Annotated in this window: 14 protein-coding genes and 1 pseudogene; 11 read left to right on the top strand and 4 right to left on the bottom strand. The window is 43.6% G+C overall.

What is annotated here, in order from left to right; genetic code table 11:
* Nucleotides 1-59: 59 nt before the first annotated feature.
* From AC1DE7_RS05900 to AC1DE7_RS05890, 3 genes are all read left to right on the top strand, one after another.
* Nucleotides 60-1949, top strand: coding sequence for a beta-glucoside-specific PTS transporter subunit IIABC (locus AC1DE7_RS05900; RefSeq protein WP_477533918.1), 1890 nt, complete (start codon nt 60-62; stop codon nt 1947-1949).
* Between the two features lie 28 nt (nt 1950-1977).
* Nucleotides 1978-3402 (top strand): 6-phospho-beta-glucosidase, encoded by a 1425-nt coding sequence (locus AC1DE7_RS05895; RefSeq protein ID WP_477533917.1) that lies wholly within the window; start codon nt 1978-1980, stop codon nt 3400-3402.
* A 131-nt stretch (nt 3403-3533) separates the two neighbouring features.
* Nucleotides 3534-4724 carry an MFS transporter gene (locus AC1DE7_RS05890; RefSeq protein ID WP_477533916.1) on the top strand — a complete coding sequence of 397 codons (1191 nt, stop codon included), beginning with the start codon at nt 3534-3536 and terminating at the stop codon, nt 4722-4724.
* A 59-nt stretch (nt 4725-4783) separates the two neighbouring features.
* On the opposite strand, the pseudogene AC1DE7_RS05885 reads toward AC1DE7_RS05890, so the two are convergent.
* Nucleotides 4784-4954: pseudogene (locus AC1DE7_RS05885) on the bottom strand (GNAT family N-acetyltransferase); the annotation flags it as partial.
* A 26-nt stretch (nt 4955-4980) separates the two neighbouring features.
* Complete coding sequence (locus tag AC1DE7_RS05880; protein ID WP_477534169.1) at nt 4981-5856, bottom strand: LysR family transcriptional regulator; 876 nt, start codon at nt 5854-5856, stop codon at nt 4981-4983.
* 109 nt (nt 5857-5965) lie between these two features.
* On the opposite strand from AC1DE7_RS05880, the gene AC1DE7_RS05875 reads away from it, so the two are divergent.
* The 6 genes from AC1DE7_RS05875 to AC1DE7_RS05850 all read left to right on the top strand — a co-directional run bounded on the left by AC1DE7_RS05875 (nt 5966) and on the right by AC1DE7_RS05850 (nt 14494).
* Nucleotides 5966-7360 (top strand): MFS transporter, encoded by a 1395-nt coding sequence (locus AC1DE7_RS05875; protein ID WP_353882919.1) that lies wholly within the window; start codon nt 5966-5968, stop codon nt 7358-7360.
* A 399-nt stretch (nt 7361-7759) separates the two neighbouring features.
* Nucleotides 7760-9124, top strand: coding sequence for a cytochrome ubiquinol oxidase subunit I (locus AC1DE7_RS05870; RefSeq protein WP_047842991.1), 1365 nt, complete (start codon nt 7760-7762; stop codon nt 9122-9124).
* Nucleotides 9124-10137: a cytochrome d ubiquinol oxidase subunit II gene (locus tag AC1DE7_RS05865; protein WP_477533915.1), complete on the top strand. Its 1014-nt coding sequence runs from the start codon at nt 9124-9126 to the stop codon at nt 10135-10137. Before AC1DE7_RS05870 ends, AC1DE7_RS05865 begins: the two co-directional genes overlap by 1 nt.
* 14 nt (nt 10138-10151) lie before the next feature.
* Nucleotides 10152-11975 carry a thiol reductant ABC exporter subunit CydD gene (cydD, locus tag AC1DE7_RS05860; RefSeq protein WP_477533914.1) on the top strand — a complete coding sequence of 608 codons (1824 nt, stop codon included), beginning with the start codon at nt 10152-10154 and terminating at the stop codon, nt 11973-11975.
* Nucleotides 11972-13699 (top strand): thiol reductant ABC exporter subunit CydC, encoded by a 1728-nt coding sequence (cydC, locus tag AC1DE7_RS05855; protein WP_477533913.1) that lies wholly within the window; start codon nt 11972-11974, stop codon nt 13697-13699. Before cydD ends, cydC begins: the two co-directional genes overlap by 4 nt.
* Nucleotides 13700-13870: 171 nt before the next feature.
* Complete coding sequence (locus tag AC1DE7_RS05850; protein WP_340982526.1) at nt 13871-14494, top strand: hypothetical protein; 624 nt, start codon at nt 13871-13873, stop codon at nt 14492-14494.
* A 233-nt stretch (nt 14495-14727) separates the two neighbouring features.
* Here AC1DE7_RS05850 and AC1DE7_RS05845 read toward each other — a convergent pair whose 3' ends face one another.
* A complete protein-coding gene (locus AC1DE7_RS05845; protein ID WP_405159335.1) occupies nt 14728-15003 on the bottom strand; it encodes a hypothetical protein in 276 nt (91 codons plus the stop codon).
* 187 nt (nt 15004-15190) lie between these two features.
* On the opposite strand from AC1DE7_RS05845, the gene AC1DE7_RS05840 reads away from it, so the two are divergent.
* Both AC1DE7_RS05840 and AC1DE7_RS05835 read left to right on the top strand, forming a co-directional pair.
* Entirely contained in the window at nt 15191-16807 is a 1617-nt protein-coding gene (locus tag AC1DE7_RS05840) for a helix-turn-helix domain-containing protein (protein WP_477533912.1), read from the top strand.
* 28 nt (nt 16808-16835) lie between these two features.
* Nucleotides 16836-18581, top strand: a complete 1746-nt coding sequence (locus tag AC1DE7_RS05835; RefSeq protein ID WP_477533911.1) for a cache domain-containing sensor histidine kinase — start codon at nt 16836-16838, stop codon at nt 18579-18581.
* A gap of 105 nt (nt 18582-18686) precedes the next feature.
* Here AC1DE7_RS05835 and AC1DE7_RS05830 read toward each other — a convergent pair whose 3' ends face one another.
* The gene (locus AC1DE7_RS05830) at nt 18687-19577 is read right to left on the bottom strand and encodes a carbohydrate ABC transporter permease (protein ID WP_047842997.1); all 891 of its coding nucleotides are present in this window, start codon (nt 19575-19577) and stop codon (nt 18687-18689) included.
* Between the last annotated feature and the right edge of the window lie 10 nt (nt 19578-19587).

The raw sequence follows: 19587 nt of genomic DNA, 5'->3' as shown, positions 1-19587 counted from the left end.
TTTAGAGCGCTTTTGGTCTCATTCATTTAGATGGCAACAACAAGAGGGGGCATTATTGGATGAGCAAGAAATACGAGAAGTTGGCTCAAGATATTGTAGAGAAAGTGGGCGGTAGTGAGAATGTATCCACTCTGACTCACTGTATGACTAGGCTTAGATTTGCACTGAATGATACTAATAAAGCAGATCAAAAAGCGCTTAAATCGTTGGACGGTGTTATTGATGCGCTTGAGAGCGGCGGACAATTTCAAGTCGTCATCGGCACACATGTTGAAGACGTTTACAAAGAAGTGATCAAGCATCTTCAACCTAACGCGAGTTCATCGGGTGAACCAACTCAAGCTAGGAAAGTTAGTATTTTGGGGAAATTAATCGATTTCGTCTCGGGGACATTTAGTCCGATTGTTCCTGCTATAGCTGGGGCTGGTATGATCAAGGCATTACTCGCTCTACTTATTTTGTTCAACTGGATTTCAAAAGATTCCCAAACCTACTATATCGTAAGTCTTATGTCAGATGCTATTTTCTACTTTTTACCATTCTTGCTGGCGTTTTCAGCTGCAAACAAACTAAAATGCAGTCCCGTCTTAGCACTCGTTTTAGCCGGTGTTTTACTCCATCCCAACTTGACACAATTGCGTTTGGATGGGACTGACGTAAGTGTTTTTGGAATCCCGCTAACTCTTGTTTCTTATAGTTCTTCTGTAGTTCCAATTCTCTTAATAGTTTGGTCTCAATCATATATTGAATCGTTGTTTAAAAGGATCATTCCGAATGCAGTGAAAGTTATTTTTGTTCCCATGTGCACTATTTTAGTATCGGGAATTCTGGCCTTAACCGTGTTGGGACCACTGGGATCATTTTTCGGAACGTATTTAGCGATGGGCTTTGAATTCTTGGGCGCACATGGTAGCTGGCTGGTTATTTTCCTGGTTGCAACCTTCTGGCCAATACTGGTTATGTTTGGGCTGCACCATAATATTGTGCCTCTATCCATTGCTCAAATCACCACATCAGGTTATGAGAATATCCTCGGTCCTGGGGCGATGATCAATTGTATAGGTCAAGGTGTTGCGGCAATAGTTGTAGGGATGAGAACCAAGGATAAAGCATTAAAACAAATTTCAGCTTCCAGTGGGATCACCGCGTTGATGGGAATCACGGAACCAGCTCTTTACGGCGTAAACTTACCGAAGAGATACCCACTTGTCGCGGGTATGATTGGAGCTGCCAGTGGGGGACTATTTGCAGGGCTAATGGATGTTTCCCGTTACGCAACAGGCGCTTCAGGAATCCCGGCGATTCCTCTGTACATTGGTGAAAATATCTGGAATCTATATAACATTTTGATCGCACTTGTTATAACAACTGTCGTAACTGCTGTACTTACCTATTTGCTCAGTTTGAAATATGAAAAAGATGCACCTTCACAGAACACTGTTTCAAATGCGAACGAAGGGAGTGGGGTTGCGGATGAAGTCATTACAATTAAAGATTCTGTTATTGCAACTCCACTTAAAGGTCAGCTTATTCAACTTCAGGATGTACAAGATGCAGCGTTTGCCTCAGAGGCAATGGGTAAAGGAATTGCTATTGAACCTAGCGAGGGGAAAGTTATTGCTCCATTTGATGGCATGATTATATCTCTATTTCCTAAAAAACATGCTATTGGACTATTATCCGATGAAGGAGTCGAAATTCTTATTCATGTCGGCTTAAATACGGTAAAGCTGAACGGGAAATATTTTGAGGCTTTCGTGGAAGAAGGTCAGAGAATTACAAAAGGACAGACCTTGCTGACTTTTGATCTGGACAAAATTAGACAAGAAGGATATGTCACTCAAACGCCCGTCATTGTAACCAATTCGTATAGTTACTCGGATGTGATCGCAGAGACTAGTCCCCAAAATATTGATTTTAACAATACATTGTTGGTTGTCAAAGCTTAACAAAACTACAGGTTAGGAGTGTGTTTTAATGACTTTAAGAAAAGACTTTTTGTGGGGTGGGGCAGTTGCTGCTAACCAATGTGAAGGTGGATATGCAGAGGGCAACAAGGGACTATCCACAGTTGATGTAATCCCGGCAGGGAAAGATCGTGTTCCTGTCATGCGAGGGCAATTAAAAATGTTGGAATGTGATGAAGAACATTTTTATCCGAGTCATGAGGCTATTGATTTTTATCATCGTTATAAAGAAGACATTGCTTTATTTGCAGAGATGGGCTTTACGTGTTTCCGCTTATCTTTGGCATGGACTCGGATCTACCCTAATGGAGATGACGAGTTACCCAACGAAGAGGGTTTGAAATTCTATGAAAATGTATTTGACGAATGTTTGAAGTATGGCATTGAGCCGTTAGTCACCATTACTCATTTTGATGTCCCTATTCATTTGGTGAAAACTATTGGATCGTGGAGAAGTCGAAAAATGGTGGATTATTATGAGAGACTGTGTGAAACGATCTTCACCCTTTATAAAGATAAAGTGAAGTATTGGCTTACCTTTAATGAAATTAACATGCTGTTGCATCTACCTTTTGGTAGCTCAGGCCTAGTGTTTGAAGAAGGTGAGAATGAGGATGCTGTGAAGTATCAGGCGGCTCATCATCAATTGATCGCAAGTGCAAAAGCAACTGAAATTGCGCGTAGAATTAACCCGGAAATTAAGATTGGCTGTATGTTAGCAGGTGCCAACACTTACCCGTATACATGTGCACCAGATGATGTCTGGAAAGCCATGACAAGAGATCGCGAGCACTACTTCTTCGTCGATGTACAGTCCCGAGGAGAATACCCAAACTATGCCAAGAAAATGTTAGAACGAATGAATATTCATTTAGCCATGGAAGACGGGGACGAGGAATGTTTGAAAAATAATACGGTTGATTTCGTTTCGTTCAGTTATTATGGTTCACGATTAACCAGTGCAGACCCGGAAGTAAACACACAAACGGCAGCTAACCTGTTTCCGACACTGCGCAATCCTCATTTGAAAACGAGTGAATGGGGATGGCAAATCGATCCTGAAGGTCTAAGAATTACAATGAATTCCTTGTATGACCGATATCAAAAGCCACTATTCATCGTTGAAAATGGCTTAGGAGCGATAGATACTCCTGATGAGACGGGATATATTGCGGATGATTATAGAATCGAGTATTTGCGTCAACACATCCAAGCTTTCATAACAGCAGTGGAAGAAGATGGCGTAGAGTTGTTGGGTTACACGTCCTGGGGTTGCATTGATCTAGTAAGCTCAAGTTCTGGAGAGATGAGTAAACGATACGGTTTCATACATGTCGACAAAGATGACGCTGGAAATGGTACGTTGAAACGTAGCAAGAAAAAATCCTTTGAATGGTTCAAAAAAGTTATTCAAAGTAACGGTAAAGAACTCTAATCGACTGAGCAGTAACGTATGAAGTCATCGACTTATGCGTTACTGCTTTATCCATTTATCGCAGCATCAAGGCTAACTATTGGCCATATGGAGCAAATACAAACATTAGGAGTTGGTTTTTTATAATATCCATGGAGAAGCTTAAAACATATTCGTTATTGTCCGTTGCGTTATTAATTTCTTCAGGTCCAGTGATTGCCGCTAACATTCCTGCGATAACCAATGATTTTCCAGAGATATCGGTAACACATGTAGGATTATTAACGACCATACCTTCATTATTTGTCATTCTTGGTGTGTTAATTGCTAATCGACTTGAACTTCTTATTGGGAAGAAAGCAACTATACTAACTGGATTAGGACTTGTTCTCATTGCGGGAGTATTCCCTGCATTGTATCATGACCTTTTTTCGTTGCTGTTCATTTCTCGCTGTTTGTTTGGGTTAGGTGTAGGTTTATTTAACCGGCTCATCATTCAGATGATCAGTGATATGTATCATAAGAATCCAGCTAAACAAGCAACCGTAATCGGCTTAGAAAGTGCCTTTGAGGGATTAGGAGGCATTTGTCTAACACTACTCGTTGGTCAACTATTGAAAATGGGCTGGCACACATCATTTTATGTCTACGCCCTGGCACTTCCTATTTTCATTGCATTCCTGCTTTTCGTTCCTTCTGATAAAAAAGAGCATAATAGAAGAGAAGAGGTCACCACGAATTCAAGGTACACAAATAATAAAAAAGCCCTTCAAGTCATGATCGGCTATGGTCTCTTATTATTTGTGATTGTAGCTATCTTCATCAATTATAATTTACAGATTACTCCTTTGATTTTGGAAAAAAATATCGGAACTGCGACAAACGGAAGCAACATGATTGCATTTATAGGTTTGGGAGCTTTTGTTGCCGGCTCTTCTTTTGGGAAAGTATACAAAACACTCGGTAACTATATCGTTCCATTATCGATTCTGTTACTTGGAAGCTCGATGTTCGTTACGACGATCTCGCAAAGTATTATTCTTACTACCGTGTGCTCAATGATCATCGGGTTTTCATTCCGCTGTATAATGCCCTATTTATTGCATACTTTTGCACAACAAATCGCCAAAATGGCAAAGCTGGGTACGACCATTGTTCTGATCGCGTATAACTTGGGAGCCACACTTTCACCCTATGAAGGAAGGTTAATTACGCAATTATTACGACTAGATACAGTGCAATCATTAGTCTCAAGTAATGCAATAATTCTATTATGGATTTCAGCAGTTAGTTTGGGAGTAGTAACCCTTCATCGCAAAAAGAAGAATATTCAACAAACATAGAAAACAGGGAACTTCATGATATGGAGTTCCCTTGTTTTATATTGAGTTGTATGAACTTTTTAAATAGAATTCTTGTAATACACCAAGTGATCGGTCCATTCATTATTTTCGTGTATAAACCCTTTACGTAGACATTCAAATTCCATACCAACACTCTCTGCCAGTTTCATGGAAGGGGTGTTATCCACATTAATATGAGCTTCTATGCGGTGGAATTTCAGATGTTCGAATGGACTCCTCTGGACTGAATTTATGCTCATGGCATAGCACTGAAATAGTCCATAACCACGCTGCGAAACTCTAAAGCGGCTTTGGAAATATACCTGTTTTTATGCGAAAGTAGAGCGATTTCCCGAACGAGCTGGTGTTCCTCTACCTGAAGATATCTAATGCGCTCATGCGGGTTTCTGGCTGTGCTAGGTATAAAAGCGAGACCGATCTCCGCCTCCACAAGGGCTGTTAATCTTGCAGGCTCATCCCCTTCATATACATACTTCGGTAGGAAACCAGCGGATTGACATACGGAATCTACCATATCACGAACCCCATACCCTTGCTTCACCCCAACAAACCACTCGTCCTTAAGCTCTGTTAATTGAATGCTGCTTCGGTCTGCATATCGATGACCCATAGGAACAGCGACTACAATCGGATCGTCATATAGTATCTGACATTCGATATCGTCACCTTCAATCGGAGGGGAGGAGAGACAAAAGTCCACCTCGCCCCGATGCAGAAGTCTGGACATGTTTTCTAACGAGACCATTTGCACATGGAACTGAATATCCGGCTTGTTTTTCCGGAATTCCCGCAGTATGCCGGGCAATGTGCTCGCCGTAGTCACTGCCAATTGCAATGTACCCTGATCCGGATTGGAGAGGTCAGCGATTTCCCGCTTTCCTTGTTCCAATTCAAATAGGGCTTTTTCAGTTCGCTGAAGAAATGTTCTTCCAAAGTCGTTTAGTCGTAGCTTTCTCCCGATTCGATCAAATAAAGGGACTCCAAGGTCGTCCTCTAATCGTTGTATCGTTTTGCTCAGGGAGGATTGCGTGACATGCAGCTTTCCCGCAGCTTCCGTAACATGTTCGCATCGGGCCACTGTCAGGAAATATTTTAGTTGAAGAAGCTCCATTTGCACCATTCCTTCATTCCTTCTAGTTCATCAAATCATAACATATAATGCGTTGGAATAAATGAATACGTTCAAGTAAGATAACAACAGAAGAGAGAGAGGTGCACCAATGAACGTTCGAAATAAAGGATTGATGTTAGCTGTTGGACTCGGAATTATGTTGAATCCGTTGAATTCCTCCATGATTTCGGTGGCAATTTCCAGGCTACAACAAGTGTATCAACTTAATTTTACAGCCGTTTCGTGGATTATTTTATCATTTTACATTGCCAGTGCTGTCGCTCAACCCGTCATGGGCAAGTGTAGTGATTTGTTTGGCCGCAGGAAGATCTTCCTCATGGGTCTTGTTATTGTTTTTGTATCGTCCATGCTAGCTCCGTGGTCTCCCAGTTTTTCATGGCTCATCGTATTCCGGATTGTTCAATCATTTGGCACAAGTATGATGGTGGCCGTCGGAATGGCGATTGTCAGAATGAACGTGACTGAAAAACAAGCCTCCGCCTTGTCCACCTTGGCTATATTCCTTTCTGGAGCGGCTGCAATTGGACCTTTTATTGGTGGAGTATTGATTCATTGGTGGGACTGGCACAGCATATTCTTCGTTAATATTCCGTTTGTCTTGGTGAGTTTTTGGTTCGCCTGGAAAACAATCCCGAAGGACGAGCAATCTCCGTCTATCTCTGGTCACATGTCCATTCGGCAATGGCTTGCGTTAATTGACGCACCAGGTATCCTGATGTTTACGGTAGCTTTGGTGACTCTGCTCATCGGTTTACTTTCAGTAAATTCCACAGGAGATATTTCAACATGGCATCTGCTGACAGGGGGGATCGGGTTAATCGCACTCGTCATGTTCTTCCGACATGAATTAAAAGCAGCCACGCCTTTTATCCCTCTGCGAACGTTTGCCTCATATCCGGAGATGACTTGGGTGAATGTGCAATACATGCTGGTGAACATCTTGTTTTACGCACTTTTTTTTGGAGTTCCTACGTATTTGAAGCAGGTACGTCATCTCAACGAAGTTCATACAGGAATGAGCATGCTAGCTTTGGGGTTATGTTCAGTCATTATTGCTCCGATCGCAGGACGCTGGATTGACAGATCAGGATCACGGCCAGCTCTGATCGTATCCGCTTCTTTAATGACATTTGGCTCTATATTAATCGTTGTTATGAATGAAACTTCTCCAATCTTCATAATCATTGTTGCCTTAGCTTTATTTGGCATAAGTAACGGCCTAAACGCGGTCGGTATGCAAGCAGCACTGTTTAAAAGCACACCGAAAGAAATGATTGGAGTCGCATCGGGTATTTTTAATACATCACGCTATCTGGGGACCATTTTATCGTCGTTATTGATTGGAATTGTTATGGGGGATACATTCAATGTGACAGGATTTCAGATGCTTGGAATCATCCTTACGGTATTAGCTGCATCACTGATCATCATGAGCATACGTCGCGAGGCAGGTTTGGTGAGTCCGGAGCAAGTAAGCAAGTAAAATAGAGAATCTGCCGTGCAATAACACGTTTACACCCAATGAATCAATAGCTCCATTGGGTGTATTTTTTGATTTTCACCAAGTTGTCAGAAAGAGTTGATCCTTTCTTGAACGTTTAGGGTAGAAGACGTGTCTTTGATTGAATTAGGTAAAAATAAAGATATAATAATTTTGATTAATAGGTTTCGTTAGTACTTTAAGTGCATCAATATCAGATTTTAATAGGCATCCAATGATTGTTATTATCGGAGGCCTACAGGAGTAAACGCATTATAGGTGTGGCAAGATATCGTCATACCTAACTTTGTGAAATTTTTCGCAACTCTGCATTGAGCTTGGCCAAATCTGATATTGAATGTTTCTAAATTGAACAGAGTTTGAAAGGAGGCAACACAAAGAATGGCTATTGATACGGTTTTATGGAGCAGGCTAGTGACTGGTTTGACGCTCGGGTTCCACGTGATTTTTGCAACGCTTGGTGTCGGCGTACCTTTGATGATTGCTATTGCAGAGTTCATCGGCATTCGGAAGAAGGATCACCATTACATACTTATGGCAAAGAGGTGGTCCAGAGGGTTTGTCATTTCTGTCGCGGTTGGTGTCGTGACAGGCACAGCGATCTCACTACAGTTGGCCTTGGTATGGCCGAATTTTATGAAACTTGCCGGGAATGTCATTGCACTGCCACTATTTATGGAAGTATTTGCATTCTTTTTTGAAGCAATATTCCTGGGCATTTATCTGTACACGTGGGATCGGTTCAAAAATCCGTATATCCACTGGTTGCTGACTATTCCGATTGTCGCCGGGGCAGGCATGTCTGCTGTTTTTATTACAACAGTGAACGGATTCATGAACCAGCCTGAAGGTTTTGTCATGGAAGCAGGTCAATTCATGGCAGTGAACCCCGTGCAAGCGATGCTGAATACAGCGACGTTCTCCAAAGTGTTCCATGTATTAAGCTCGGCTTATCTGACAGGAGCTGCTCTGTTAGCAGGAATAGCAGCCTTTGCGATGCTGAGAAAAGGAGTGTCAGCCTACCACAAAAAAGGCTTGAATCTCATGATGGCCGTTGTGCTGGTATTCAGTTTGTTAAATTCTTTAGCTGGAGATGTGTCTGCCAAGTTTTTGGCTGAGCATCAGCCGGAGAAGCTCGCAGCTGCCGAGTGGCATTTCGAGACGGAAAGCGGCGCGGATTTGATTTTTTTGGGATGGCTGAATGCAGAACATGAAATTATAGGCGCTCTTCATTTGCCGAAACTGCTCAGTTTCCTTGCCTTTGGAGACTTTAACGCCGAGGTAACCGGGCTGAACGAATTTCCACCAGATGAACACCCGCCCTTACTTGTGCATTATTTGTTTGATCTAATGGCTGGTATTGGATTCGCTCTGCTTGCTATATCAAGTCTGTACTTCCTGTTTGTATTCTGGAAGAAACGTAATCAGTTTAACAAGTGGATGCTTCGTATGGTTGCACTGAGTGCACCGCTTGCTTTTCTGGCCGTTGAGATGGGTTGGTTCTATGCAGAGATCGGGCGGCAACCATGGATCATCCGAGGTTATATGCGGGTAGAAGAGGCCGCTACTTCTTCACCGAGTGTGAGAATTTTATTTTTCGTCTTCTTGCTTCTCTACATTCTGCTAGGCGTTATGTGTGTCGTCGTACTGAGACGGTTGTTCAATAACAATCCTGCTGAACTCGAGATGGAGAAATGGTTGAAGGAGAAGCATGATCAATCAGCCGAGAAAGGGGGCCAGGCATAATGAGTTATGAATTAATTGGTATTTCGGTACTCTGGCTGTTCTTGTACGGCTATCTTATTGTAGCTTCCATTGATTTTGGAGCAGGTTTCTTCGCCTTTTATGCACGCCTGACAAAGCAGGATCACCTGATTAATCGTCTGATCTCCCGTTATCTATCACCGGTCTGGGAGATCACCAATGTATTTTTTGTCTTTTTCTATATTGGCATCGTTGGATTCTTTCCGGATACTGCTTACTATTATGGCTCCGCGCTACTTGTTCCGGGAAGTATTGCCGTCATTTTACTTGCCATTCGTGGTTCATTCTATGCTTTCGAAAATTATGGTTCCAAAAAAAGTATCGTGTATTTGTTCTTATACGGAGCTACGGGTCTACTTATTCCAGCGTCATTGTCAGTGGCACTGACCCTGTCTGAAGGTGGCTTTATTTTGAAGCAGGGAGATACCGTTTCCCTGGATTACTGGGCACTATTTACGAATCCATTATCGTGGAGCATCGTTGGACTGGCGATCGTGTCCGTATTGTTCATTAGTGGGTCATTTCTCACATTTTATGCTTCTCGCGCAGAGGACCATTCGGCATTGAAGCTGATGCGGAACTATGCTTTGTTCTGGAGCACACCGACCATTATTCTCGCGCTGACTGCATTTATATATTTGGGTCAACACAATGAGCGTCATTTTCAAAATATGATGGATTTATGGTGGCTACTGGCGCTTTCCGTTGCGTTTTTCATGATTGCCATGTGGCTGTTATATAACGGACGCCGTTATGGTTTAGCTTTTATATGCATCATGCTGCAATTTCTCACAGCCTTTTTCGCTTACGGGATTGGGCAATATCCTTACATTCTCGATCCATACATCACCATTCAGAGTAGCGCGACACCACCAGCGATGGGTTTTGCACTCGTCGTTGTGTTTATCGGTGGTMTGTGCTTGTTAATTCCTTCTCTAATCCTGGTCTTCAAACTGTTCCTGTTTGATGCGGACTATGTGAAAGGGAAAAAATAAAGGAGGAGCGTTCAATGAGAAGGAGAGGCAAATCCAATCTGATCTCGCAGCAAATGTCTTTACAACGAAAAAACAGACTTCTCCTTGCCATCATTTCGCTGGCCCTTGGTGTAGCTATTATAAGCCAGGCCACCTTGGTGGCTGAAGCAGTCCAGCGAATCTTTGTAGAGAAAGCTTCCTTTTCATCTGTGGTCCTGTTGCTTGTCCTATTATTGGCTGTTATGGCCGTACGCTCACTGTTGTCGTATGGTAATGGGAAAGTGGGCTTGCATATGGCATCACGCGCCAAGACGAATATGCGAGCATCTGTGTTGCAGAACCTGACCCGCGCTTCCATGCCTTCAACCCTTCTTGGACAGACGGGAGGAAAGGTCAGCGTTGCTTTGGATGCTGTGGATGAAGCCGACAGTTATTTCAGTCAATATATGCCGCGTATGATGGAAGCTGCGATGATCCCGATTCTGATTCTGGTTGTTACGTTTACGCAGCACGCCAACACAGGCTGGATTATGTTGTTTACGGCACCGTTTATCCCGCTGTTCATGATCTTGGTTGGGCTCAAGACAAAGAACAAATCAGAAGAAAAATACGCGCAACTGGCTGAGTTTTCCGGTACATTTCTGGATTCGCTTCAAGGGCTGGTTACGTTGAAAATATTCGGACGGGCTAAACGTCAACAGCAGGAGATTGAACGCAGCAGTCTGGGGTATCGTGATGCCACCATGGGCATTTTGAAGATTGCATTTACAAATACGTTTATGCTGGAATCGATCGTGATGTTAAGCATTGGTATTGTCGCGCTTGAACTGGCTATTCAATTACTGGTTTTCAAATCGATGAGCTTCCACACAGCCTTTCTCGTGTTGTTACTCGTCCCTGAGTTTTACAGTCTGTTGAAGAATACAGGAACGGCTTTTCACAGCGGGCGAACCAGTATGGGGGCCATTCGCAAGGTGGAACAGATGCTCGCGGACACTAGTGTCAAGAGCACACAAACGAAGCCTGAAGAAGGACCGGATCAAAGCGAATTAACCGATGTCGATGCAATTGCAAAGACGGAAGAGCTTCGTACAGCTCGTGCCGAGTTGATTCCAATGCCACCAACCATTGAACTGAACGATGTCCGATTCCAGTACACACCTGATTCCTTTGGACTTGAGACAGGACAGATCTCGATTGGACCGGGAGAACAGATTGCTATTGTAGGCAAAAGCGGCTCAGGTAAAACCACGCTGCTTCATCTCATTGCCGGTTTACTGAAACCAGATTCGGGAGCGGTTCTGGTTAACGGAAGCCAGCTTTCGCAACATGATGAGGCTGCATGGTTTGAACGTGTTAGCTATATTACACAGCATCCGTATATTTTTGCAGGTACATTTGCCGAAAATATCGCGATTGGCGCGGGTCGGAACGTCTCCAGAGCTGAAATTGAGCAGGCGGCAGAGGAAGCAGGGCTTGCTAGCGTTGTTGCACAATTGGAGCAGGGCTTGGATACGTTTGTTGGTGAAGGTGGCCGGGGGCTGTCTGGTGGGGAAAAGCAAAGACTTGCTTTGGCACGTGCTTTTCTGAAGCGACCAGCTGTTATTTTGTTCGACGAACCCACCGTTGGTCTGGATCTACACACCGAGCGGGTATTGCAACAATCCATTGCGGCATTAGCCAAAACGGCAACGATGATTACGGTGGCACACCGTTTATATACAATTCAACATGCGGACAACATTTTGTTTATGGATAGTGGGGTATTAGTGGATTCAGGACATCATGAAGCACTTCTGGCGCGCCTGCCTCAATATGCGGAGATGGTTGATGTACAACGGAAAGGAGGGTTAGCATGAATGAGCTGACGATTCTGTCAAAAGCGATGATTCAGGAGCGCAAGGATATCTTGCTTTCGATATTGGGCGGATTTATCGCCGGCATAGCAGGGGTAGCTCTCTTTTCCGCGAGTGGCTATATGATATCTCAAACAGTATTTGCGCCACCGCTGTACACCTTAATTGTACTCACCTCCATGGTCAAACTACTTGGTTTCCTTCGAGCGGCAAGTCGCTACGGGGAACGCTTGTATTCGCACAGGGCGACATTCTCCATGCTGAGCCGTTTGCGGACGTCCTTTTTTGCCAAACTGATCCCGGTAACGCCAGGTATATTGAACAAAAACCGAAGCGGGGATCTGCTTGCGCGGATCGTGGGTGATGTGGAAAGTTTGCAAAATTACTTTTTGCGGGTCGCGTATCCACCCATCATGGTCGTTATGGTGTTTTTGGCTACCATGCTGTTCACTTCGGCCTTTTCGATCTGGATTGCGTGTTTGTTAGTACTAGGTATGCTAATTACGGCATTTGTTGTACCAGGTATTGTCTTGTTAGGTCAGCGAAAAATAAACGGACGTGTCCGCCAGCAACGGGCCTTGCTGTCCACGGAAGTAACCGAAGTGTTGTATGGTTTCAGGGATTTGAAAGTATATGGCCAATTGGAACAGCGTGAGCAACAGCTTCAGCAGGCTTCTGCTGCATTGGCAACGGAACAGAGGCAAGCCGCTTCGCACTTGCTGCGCGGGCAATCCATGCACGTTTTTGTTACGTATCTTGTTACATGGGGAGTGCTGGCACTGAGCGCCTTTTTAATTGTGAATGGAGCGTTTGCCGGTGTATTCCTCGCCATGTTGATCCTGGCCACGCAGACCGTGTTCGAAGAAGCTGCCTCAATGGCTATATTGCCTCTATATAAGCAGGACAGCGAACACGCCGCTCAGCGACTGGCGGAAACAGTGCCAACCTCCGATGTACAACCTGTACAGCCAAGCGGTGAAGTTTCAGCCGATCAGGCGGTTTCGATTGACCTATCCGTTGTTAACTTCCAATATGAAGGGGAATGGAGACCGGCGCTGAGGGAGCTATCTCTGCAACTTGCAGCAGGCTCCAAAACAGCGATTGTCGGGCCGAGCGGGTCAGGCAAGTCAACGATTATTGATTTGTTACTCAAGCTGCGCGCACCAACGTCTGGCGATATACGATTAAACGATGTTTCGGTGAAGGAACTGAATGAAGAGAGCATTTGGCAAGGGACGAATGTCGTGTTGCAGCAAAGCCACTTTTTCCGGGGAACCATCCGGGATAACCTGTTGCTGAATGGAGAAGATCATTCGGATGAACAACTGTCGGCTGTGCTGGATAAAGTCCAACTGCCGAATAAGTTGTTGACCGACATGGTCTATGAAAAAGGGGAGAACCTGTCGGATGGTGAGAAGCAGCGGCTGGCTCTCGCACGGGCCATGCTGCGCAAAGGACGGTTATGGCTTCTGGACGAACCAACTTCTTCGTTGGATTACGTCACAGAGAAACATGTGCTCCAGCATCTTCTTGCACAAGCATCCGAAGATACATTTCTTCTGATCTGCCATCGGCTGACGGGATTGGAAGAGATGGATCGGATTGTGGTCATGGACCAAGGCAAGATCGTGGAATCAGGTTCTTTCTGTGAGCTGATGGAGCAAAAAGGCTATTTTTATGAAATGAAACAAATTGAACGACAAATGATTGGAGACGCCGGGGCGTGAGAATCTAGTCTATTGAGTTGATAATACTGTCGGTTGTCGTTAATGAAGAAAATTTCAATAAATCAATTTTTATAAATCTAACTAAACCCCAAAGGATGCAGTGCATATACTCCTTGGGGTTTGTTTTGATATAATAGTTTTTTTATGTCTATGAAGGAGATGGAGATGGAGATGGGAAAGTATAAGTGGGATATTGTTTTTTATTTGGCCGTATTTTTATTTGTTGTGTACATGAAGATGAATGACCAATCTCTGTTTTGGATACTTGGGGTCGTTCTCACCGCTACTCTGATCATGTTTACCATTCGTATTTTTTATCCTCTGGGTTGGGAAACACGCATGGAGCGCGTCGAGGCTTTTCTACGCAGACAGGAGAATACCCCAAAGCTTTATATCTATTACGCTCTTGCAAACAGACTTGATGATGAATTGGAACACACAATAGAGCGCATCAGAAATGAGGACACAAATAAAAGGACCCAAGCAGTCTATAATGCAGCCTATGGCATCTATCGCAACGACTTGGTAGCTGTTCGTACTGCGGTGCAGAATATGCGTAGATCGGATTATCGTACATATTATGAAACGTATTTGCTTATGGAAGAAGGAAGAAGTGAGCAGGCGAGGGAACACTTGAAATCCATTAACAAGGTCTGGATGAGATCTTCGCTTCTTGCAGCGATCGAACTAAAAGCGGGACAACGCGAAACTGCGATTCAGCTATTACAGGAAGCAATGCATGCTGTCAGAGGTGTCCATCGTTATATGATATTTAAGGAATCAGAGAGATACTAGGGCGTGTCTCAAACGGTGAACAACAATCTTTCTTGGCATATAGTATAATTGACACGGACAAAAGCTTGTTCCACATAGGAGCAGGCTTTTATCTTTGGTATTAAAGGAAGGACAGGAAGGACAAGAGTATACAGAGGCGCTAAAACTGTTCGGCATAGTGGAGAACACCCGAATTAAATTCTCTCCAACCAATTAGCCTATATGATGAGAATCTTAGCGTCTTTTAGTAACCTTTACATAACCGCAGATGATTCAGCCGTTTTATTTTTCTTCGCAAGCGGCTTTTTCCTGAGTGTCCTATCATACAGATACGGTTTTCCGTGATAATCCCGTGCATGCTTTTGTTTCTGCTTTTTATGTATATCAACCTTGATCTCCAGATTGGCAACGTTGTTCTGGAATTCAGTAGCAATTCGTTTGCACCATTTCAATCCACTTTCTTCAGATGCACTGAAATGAACACGTAATAGATATCCGTTCACCGTTAATTCAAACTTGTATAAATTCATGATATGTATCCTTTCCAGGCGGGCATGTTATGTTACACCAAATACGATAATCTGATTATAACAGGAACATATGTTCTGTAAAAGTGTTATTTATGATACCCGCAATTCAATAAGGTTCGCTAGACATCTTTGCAACGGTTCGTTTAATGGTAAAATATCTAAAAATGGTTCATGTTGGGGGATACGCATGTATAAACTGATGATCGTAGATGATGAATTGCTCATGCGGGTTGGAATTCGTTCCATGCTGAATTGGGAAGAGTATAATTTCTATGTTGTTGGAGAGGCGGGAAATGGAAAAGAGGCATTAAGCCTTGCGCTTGAAGTGATGCCTGATCTAATCATTACAGATATTAAGATGCCGATTATGGATGGGTTGCAACTTATACAAGAGGCCTCCTGCGTACTGAAAACCTGTAAGTATGTCATCCTGAGTAATTTTGACGAATTTCATTATGTGAAAGAGGCGCTAAAACTTGGCGCTTCAGATTACTTGATTAAAAGTGAGATCACCGAATCCTCCCTTATTGACCTCCTGAGCACTGTTGGACAGAAACTGCAAAGTGAACATGTTCACCCAACCAACACACCCTCTATTACACAGGACTATTCCAAGAGCCTAAGATATCTAAAGGATAGTTTCTTCCAAGATATTGTAAGCGGATTCATTAGTGAGGAGGATATCGTCACCAAAGCGGAAGAACTGCATTTTCGTATACGTTCGGACCAGTTGGTTGTCATGAAGTTCATCGTGAACTATTACGAGGATGCAAAGCGGAAATATGTTGAGAAGGGGGAAAAGCTGCTCCGATTTTCGATTCTTAATATTATGGAAGAGATCATTCCATCGAAGTGGGAGAAAGAGATTTTTGTTGAAAGTTCCTCTGAATATTGGGTGATCGTCAATGTACTTCCTGAGAGCCAATCTGTACACGCCGACTTGAATAAACTATGTAATAAATTGCTGTCTTCGATCAAGGATTTTATGAATCTATCGCTCACGGCTGGGGTAAGTAGAATGACTTCCGGTTTCCTTCACATCAGGAAGGCCTGCCAAGAGGCAGAAACGGCTCTACAACAGAGTTTCTTCACAGGAAGCAACCAGGTGTTGTATTACGATGATATGGTTCAATCCCCAGATCGACATGAAGTTAAGGGGGCTTTAAGCCCGCAACAAGAACGAGATTTGTTGAAGTTATGGGTAAGCAAAGACAACAAAAAGGCGGAAGAGTTCCTTGAAGGAATCCGATCCAATCTGGAACAGCTACGAGCGGATGAGAATAGCATTCGCAAGCAATATATCATGGTAATGGAGTCGATACATTCCCATCTATCCCGAGCTACGGAAAGAGGTGCACCTTCTTTAACAGAGAAATCGCCCTACGAAATCGTTCTAAAGGGGGAGTATTGGGAGGATATCCACCAAGATATGCTTGCTCATATTGCGTATTACTTCCAAACCGATTCCCAAATCAAACAGGAAAGCACTTACACCGATCTCGCCACTGAATTGATCGACAAGTATTATGCGGAAGATATCTCACTGCAAAGTATCGCTAGCCAAATCAGTGTGAATCCGTCGTATCTCAGCCGTGTGTTCAAACAGGAACGAGGAGAGAACTTTATCACGTACTTGACCCGAGTTCGAATTGAACATGCCAAGGCGTATCTATTGAGCAGAGGAATGAGAGTGTATGAAATCGCAGAAAAGGTGGGTTACCATAATTACACGTACTTCAGTAAGATTTTCAAAAAATCGGTAGGTGTCACTCCTGAGGAATATCGAGAATTACAGCAGGGATGAATGTAATCGGTGAATAGAGGTGCAGCATATGAAGCATGTTCGGCCCTTCCGAATCAAGTACAAAATTATGGTGATCTGTATGACGGTCATTATCCTTCCGGTATTGGTGATGACAATCAATTCGTATTACTCCTCAGAGCGGTTGTTGACACAGAACTATACAACGTTGCTAAACGATCTGGCCAAACAGACGAATATTCGCATTGACGAGTTCCTCAAGGAGATTGAGAAAATTTCGCTGCTCGCCAGCAATGGCCTTAGTGACAATCTGTCTGCGACTCATGAAGGGAGTTTTCCGATCCAGGATTTCCTGCGAGAGGGTGATGAACAACATGAGATTGCCGCATACAATATTCTGATGAATTATATCATGATGAAAGATCGCGTATTCTCCATCTACCTCTACAATATGAACGGGGGGCAAGACCTTTTTGTCAGTCCACATCAACCCATTGATCCAAACTTCAAAGTAGCAAACGAATTGTGGTTTAAAAAGTTCATGCATGATAAGGATCGAACCATTACCCTCACAACACGAATTGATGAGCAATTGGAGAATAAAATACTGGCAGTGTCACACGCTCGCAAAATTCATGATGTGACTAGTGGAAAACTGCTTGGCGTGATTGTTGTCAGCATTGATATCAAATTCATTGAAATCGTCAACCGCAACTTGCAGGAAGGACTGCGCTCCAGATTCATGATCGTTGATGAGGATGACAAGATCGTATATAACGTGAATGAACGATTAATCGGGACACTGTTCCGGGACAACGTTCGTCCGCCTGAATCACTAAATGTCGTGGTGACCAGTCCCCTTAGTCAGCAAAAATGGACAACTTACTTATATATGCCTTTGGATGAGCTGACTGCTGATGGCATAATATTGGGCCGTAATCTGGTGACGCTTGCCATCGTCATTGTTCTTTTTGCTGCCGTCATATCCATCTTTTTATCTCACGTGATCACAACCCCCATTAAAAAACTGCTACGGAATATTGCTCTAGTCGAGAAAGGTCAGTTTGAACAAGTTGAACCTATTGGCTCCAGAGATGAGATTGGACATTTATCCATTCGATTCAACAGAATGTCACACGAATTGAAGCGGTTGGTCGAACGGATGCAGCAGGAAGAAATAGAGAAAGCCAAGGCCGAGATGCGTGCGCTCCATGATCAGATCAAGCCTCATTTTCTGTATAACACCCTTGGGTCGGTTAAATGGATTGCCTCGATGCAGCAGGCAGACAAAATCGTGGAAATGACCGATGCACTAATCTCGATGCTTCGCTATGCAACAAAATCCGATGGAACCCTCGTAACCATTCGTGAGGAACTTGATAATATAACGAATTACGTAACGATCCAGAATGTCAGGTACTACGATTGTATTCAGATGAGATACGAGATTGAGGATAGACTGCTGAATTATCGCATGCCCAAAATGATCCTGCAGCCGATTGTGGAAAATGCGATTTTTCATGGTCTGGCCGAACTGGAAGAAGACGGAATCATCACCATTCGGATTCAATCACAGCTGGATGAAGTTGTGATCGAGGTCTGCGATAATGGTGTGGGTATGGATCATCATACGATGCAGAATTTAATGGAAGAGAAGTCCGGTGCAGGTACGGGAACGAATGGGATTGGATTGCATAATGTGCAGCGGCGGATTCAACTTCATTTTGGGAAATCCTATGGAATACAGGTGGAGAGTAAAATAGGTGAAGGTACCATTTTCTCCATTCTGCTGCCTGCCATCTTAGAAGCCAAATAGTCATTCATGTTTCCTCTTAAGCATCTCATAATGCGGTACAGCGATCATAAACATAAGTTTAGATATAAACAAAGGGCTCGCAGTATGAACTGCAAGCCCTTTTGTTCACCCTTTGACGCTACCTAGCACCAAACCTTTGGTGAAATATTTCTGCAAGAATGGATACACGAGTAAAATCGGAATGGCACCCAGGAACATCTGAGCGGCGCGCCCCGTTCTGGCGTTCATCATGGACAACAGCTGCGTATAATCTGACCCAGATTTCAGCATGATTTGCTCAAAACTTTGCAGGAGGGTCTGGAGGTAACTTTGTAATGGATAATTGGCTGGATTGTTCATATAGATAATGCCATCGAACCACGAATTCCAGTGGGCAACGATACTGAACAAACCAACCGTAGCGAGAGCGGGCTTGAGAAGTGGGAGTAGAATACGAAGCAATACCTGTACAGGCCCAGCACCATCGATAATGGCTGATTCTTCAATCTCCTCGGGTAGCCCCCGAATGAAATTCATGAGGATAATCATACTGAATACGGGGAGGGCCCCAGGCAAGATCAGAGACCATATGGAATCGATTAGTCCCATTTTGACGACCACGAGATAGGTTGGAATTAGTCCTCCGCTGAATAACATGGTTATTATGAAAAATCCCATATAGATATTACGCCCCATCAGTTTTTGTTTGGATTTGGAGAGGGGATAAGCCGTGAGTACGATCAGAACCAGATTCACCACCGTTCCGATAACGGTTCGTTGAATGGCTACCCAGAGAGAGGAGAAAAATGATCCTCCAGTTAATGCAAATTCATAGGCTTTTGTCGTAAATTCCACAGGCCAGAACGTAACACTCCCCGCAGATACAGCCGCGCTGCTACTGAATGAAACAGCCAGCAGGTTGATAAACGGCAGGATACATAGGAGAGAGATTAGAAGCAATATGGTGTAGTTTATGATAAGAAATACACGTCTGCTCATACTTTTATCATAGATCATAATGTAAGTT

This window comes from Paenibacillus sp. 10L310 (genome assembly GCF_056395745.1).
The sequence above is the reverse complement of the archived record's forward strand: the minus strand, read 5'-3'. Positions and strand labels throughout refer to the sequence as shown.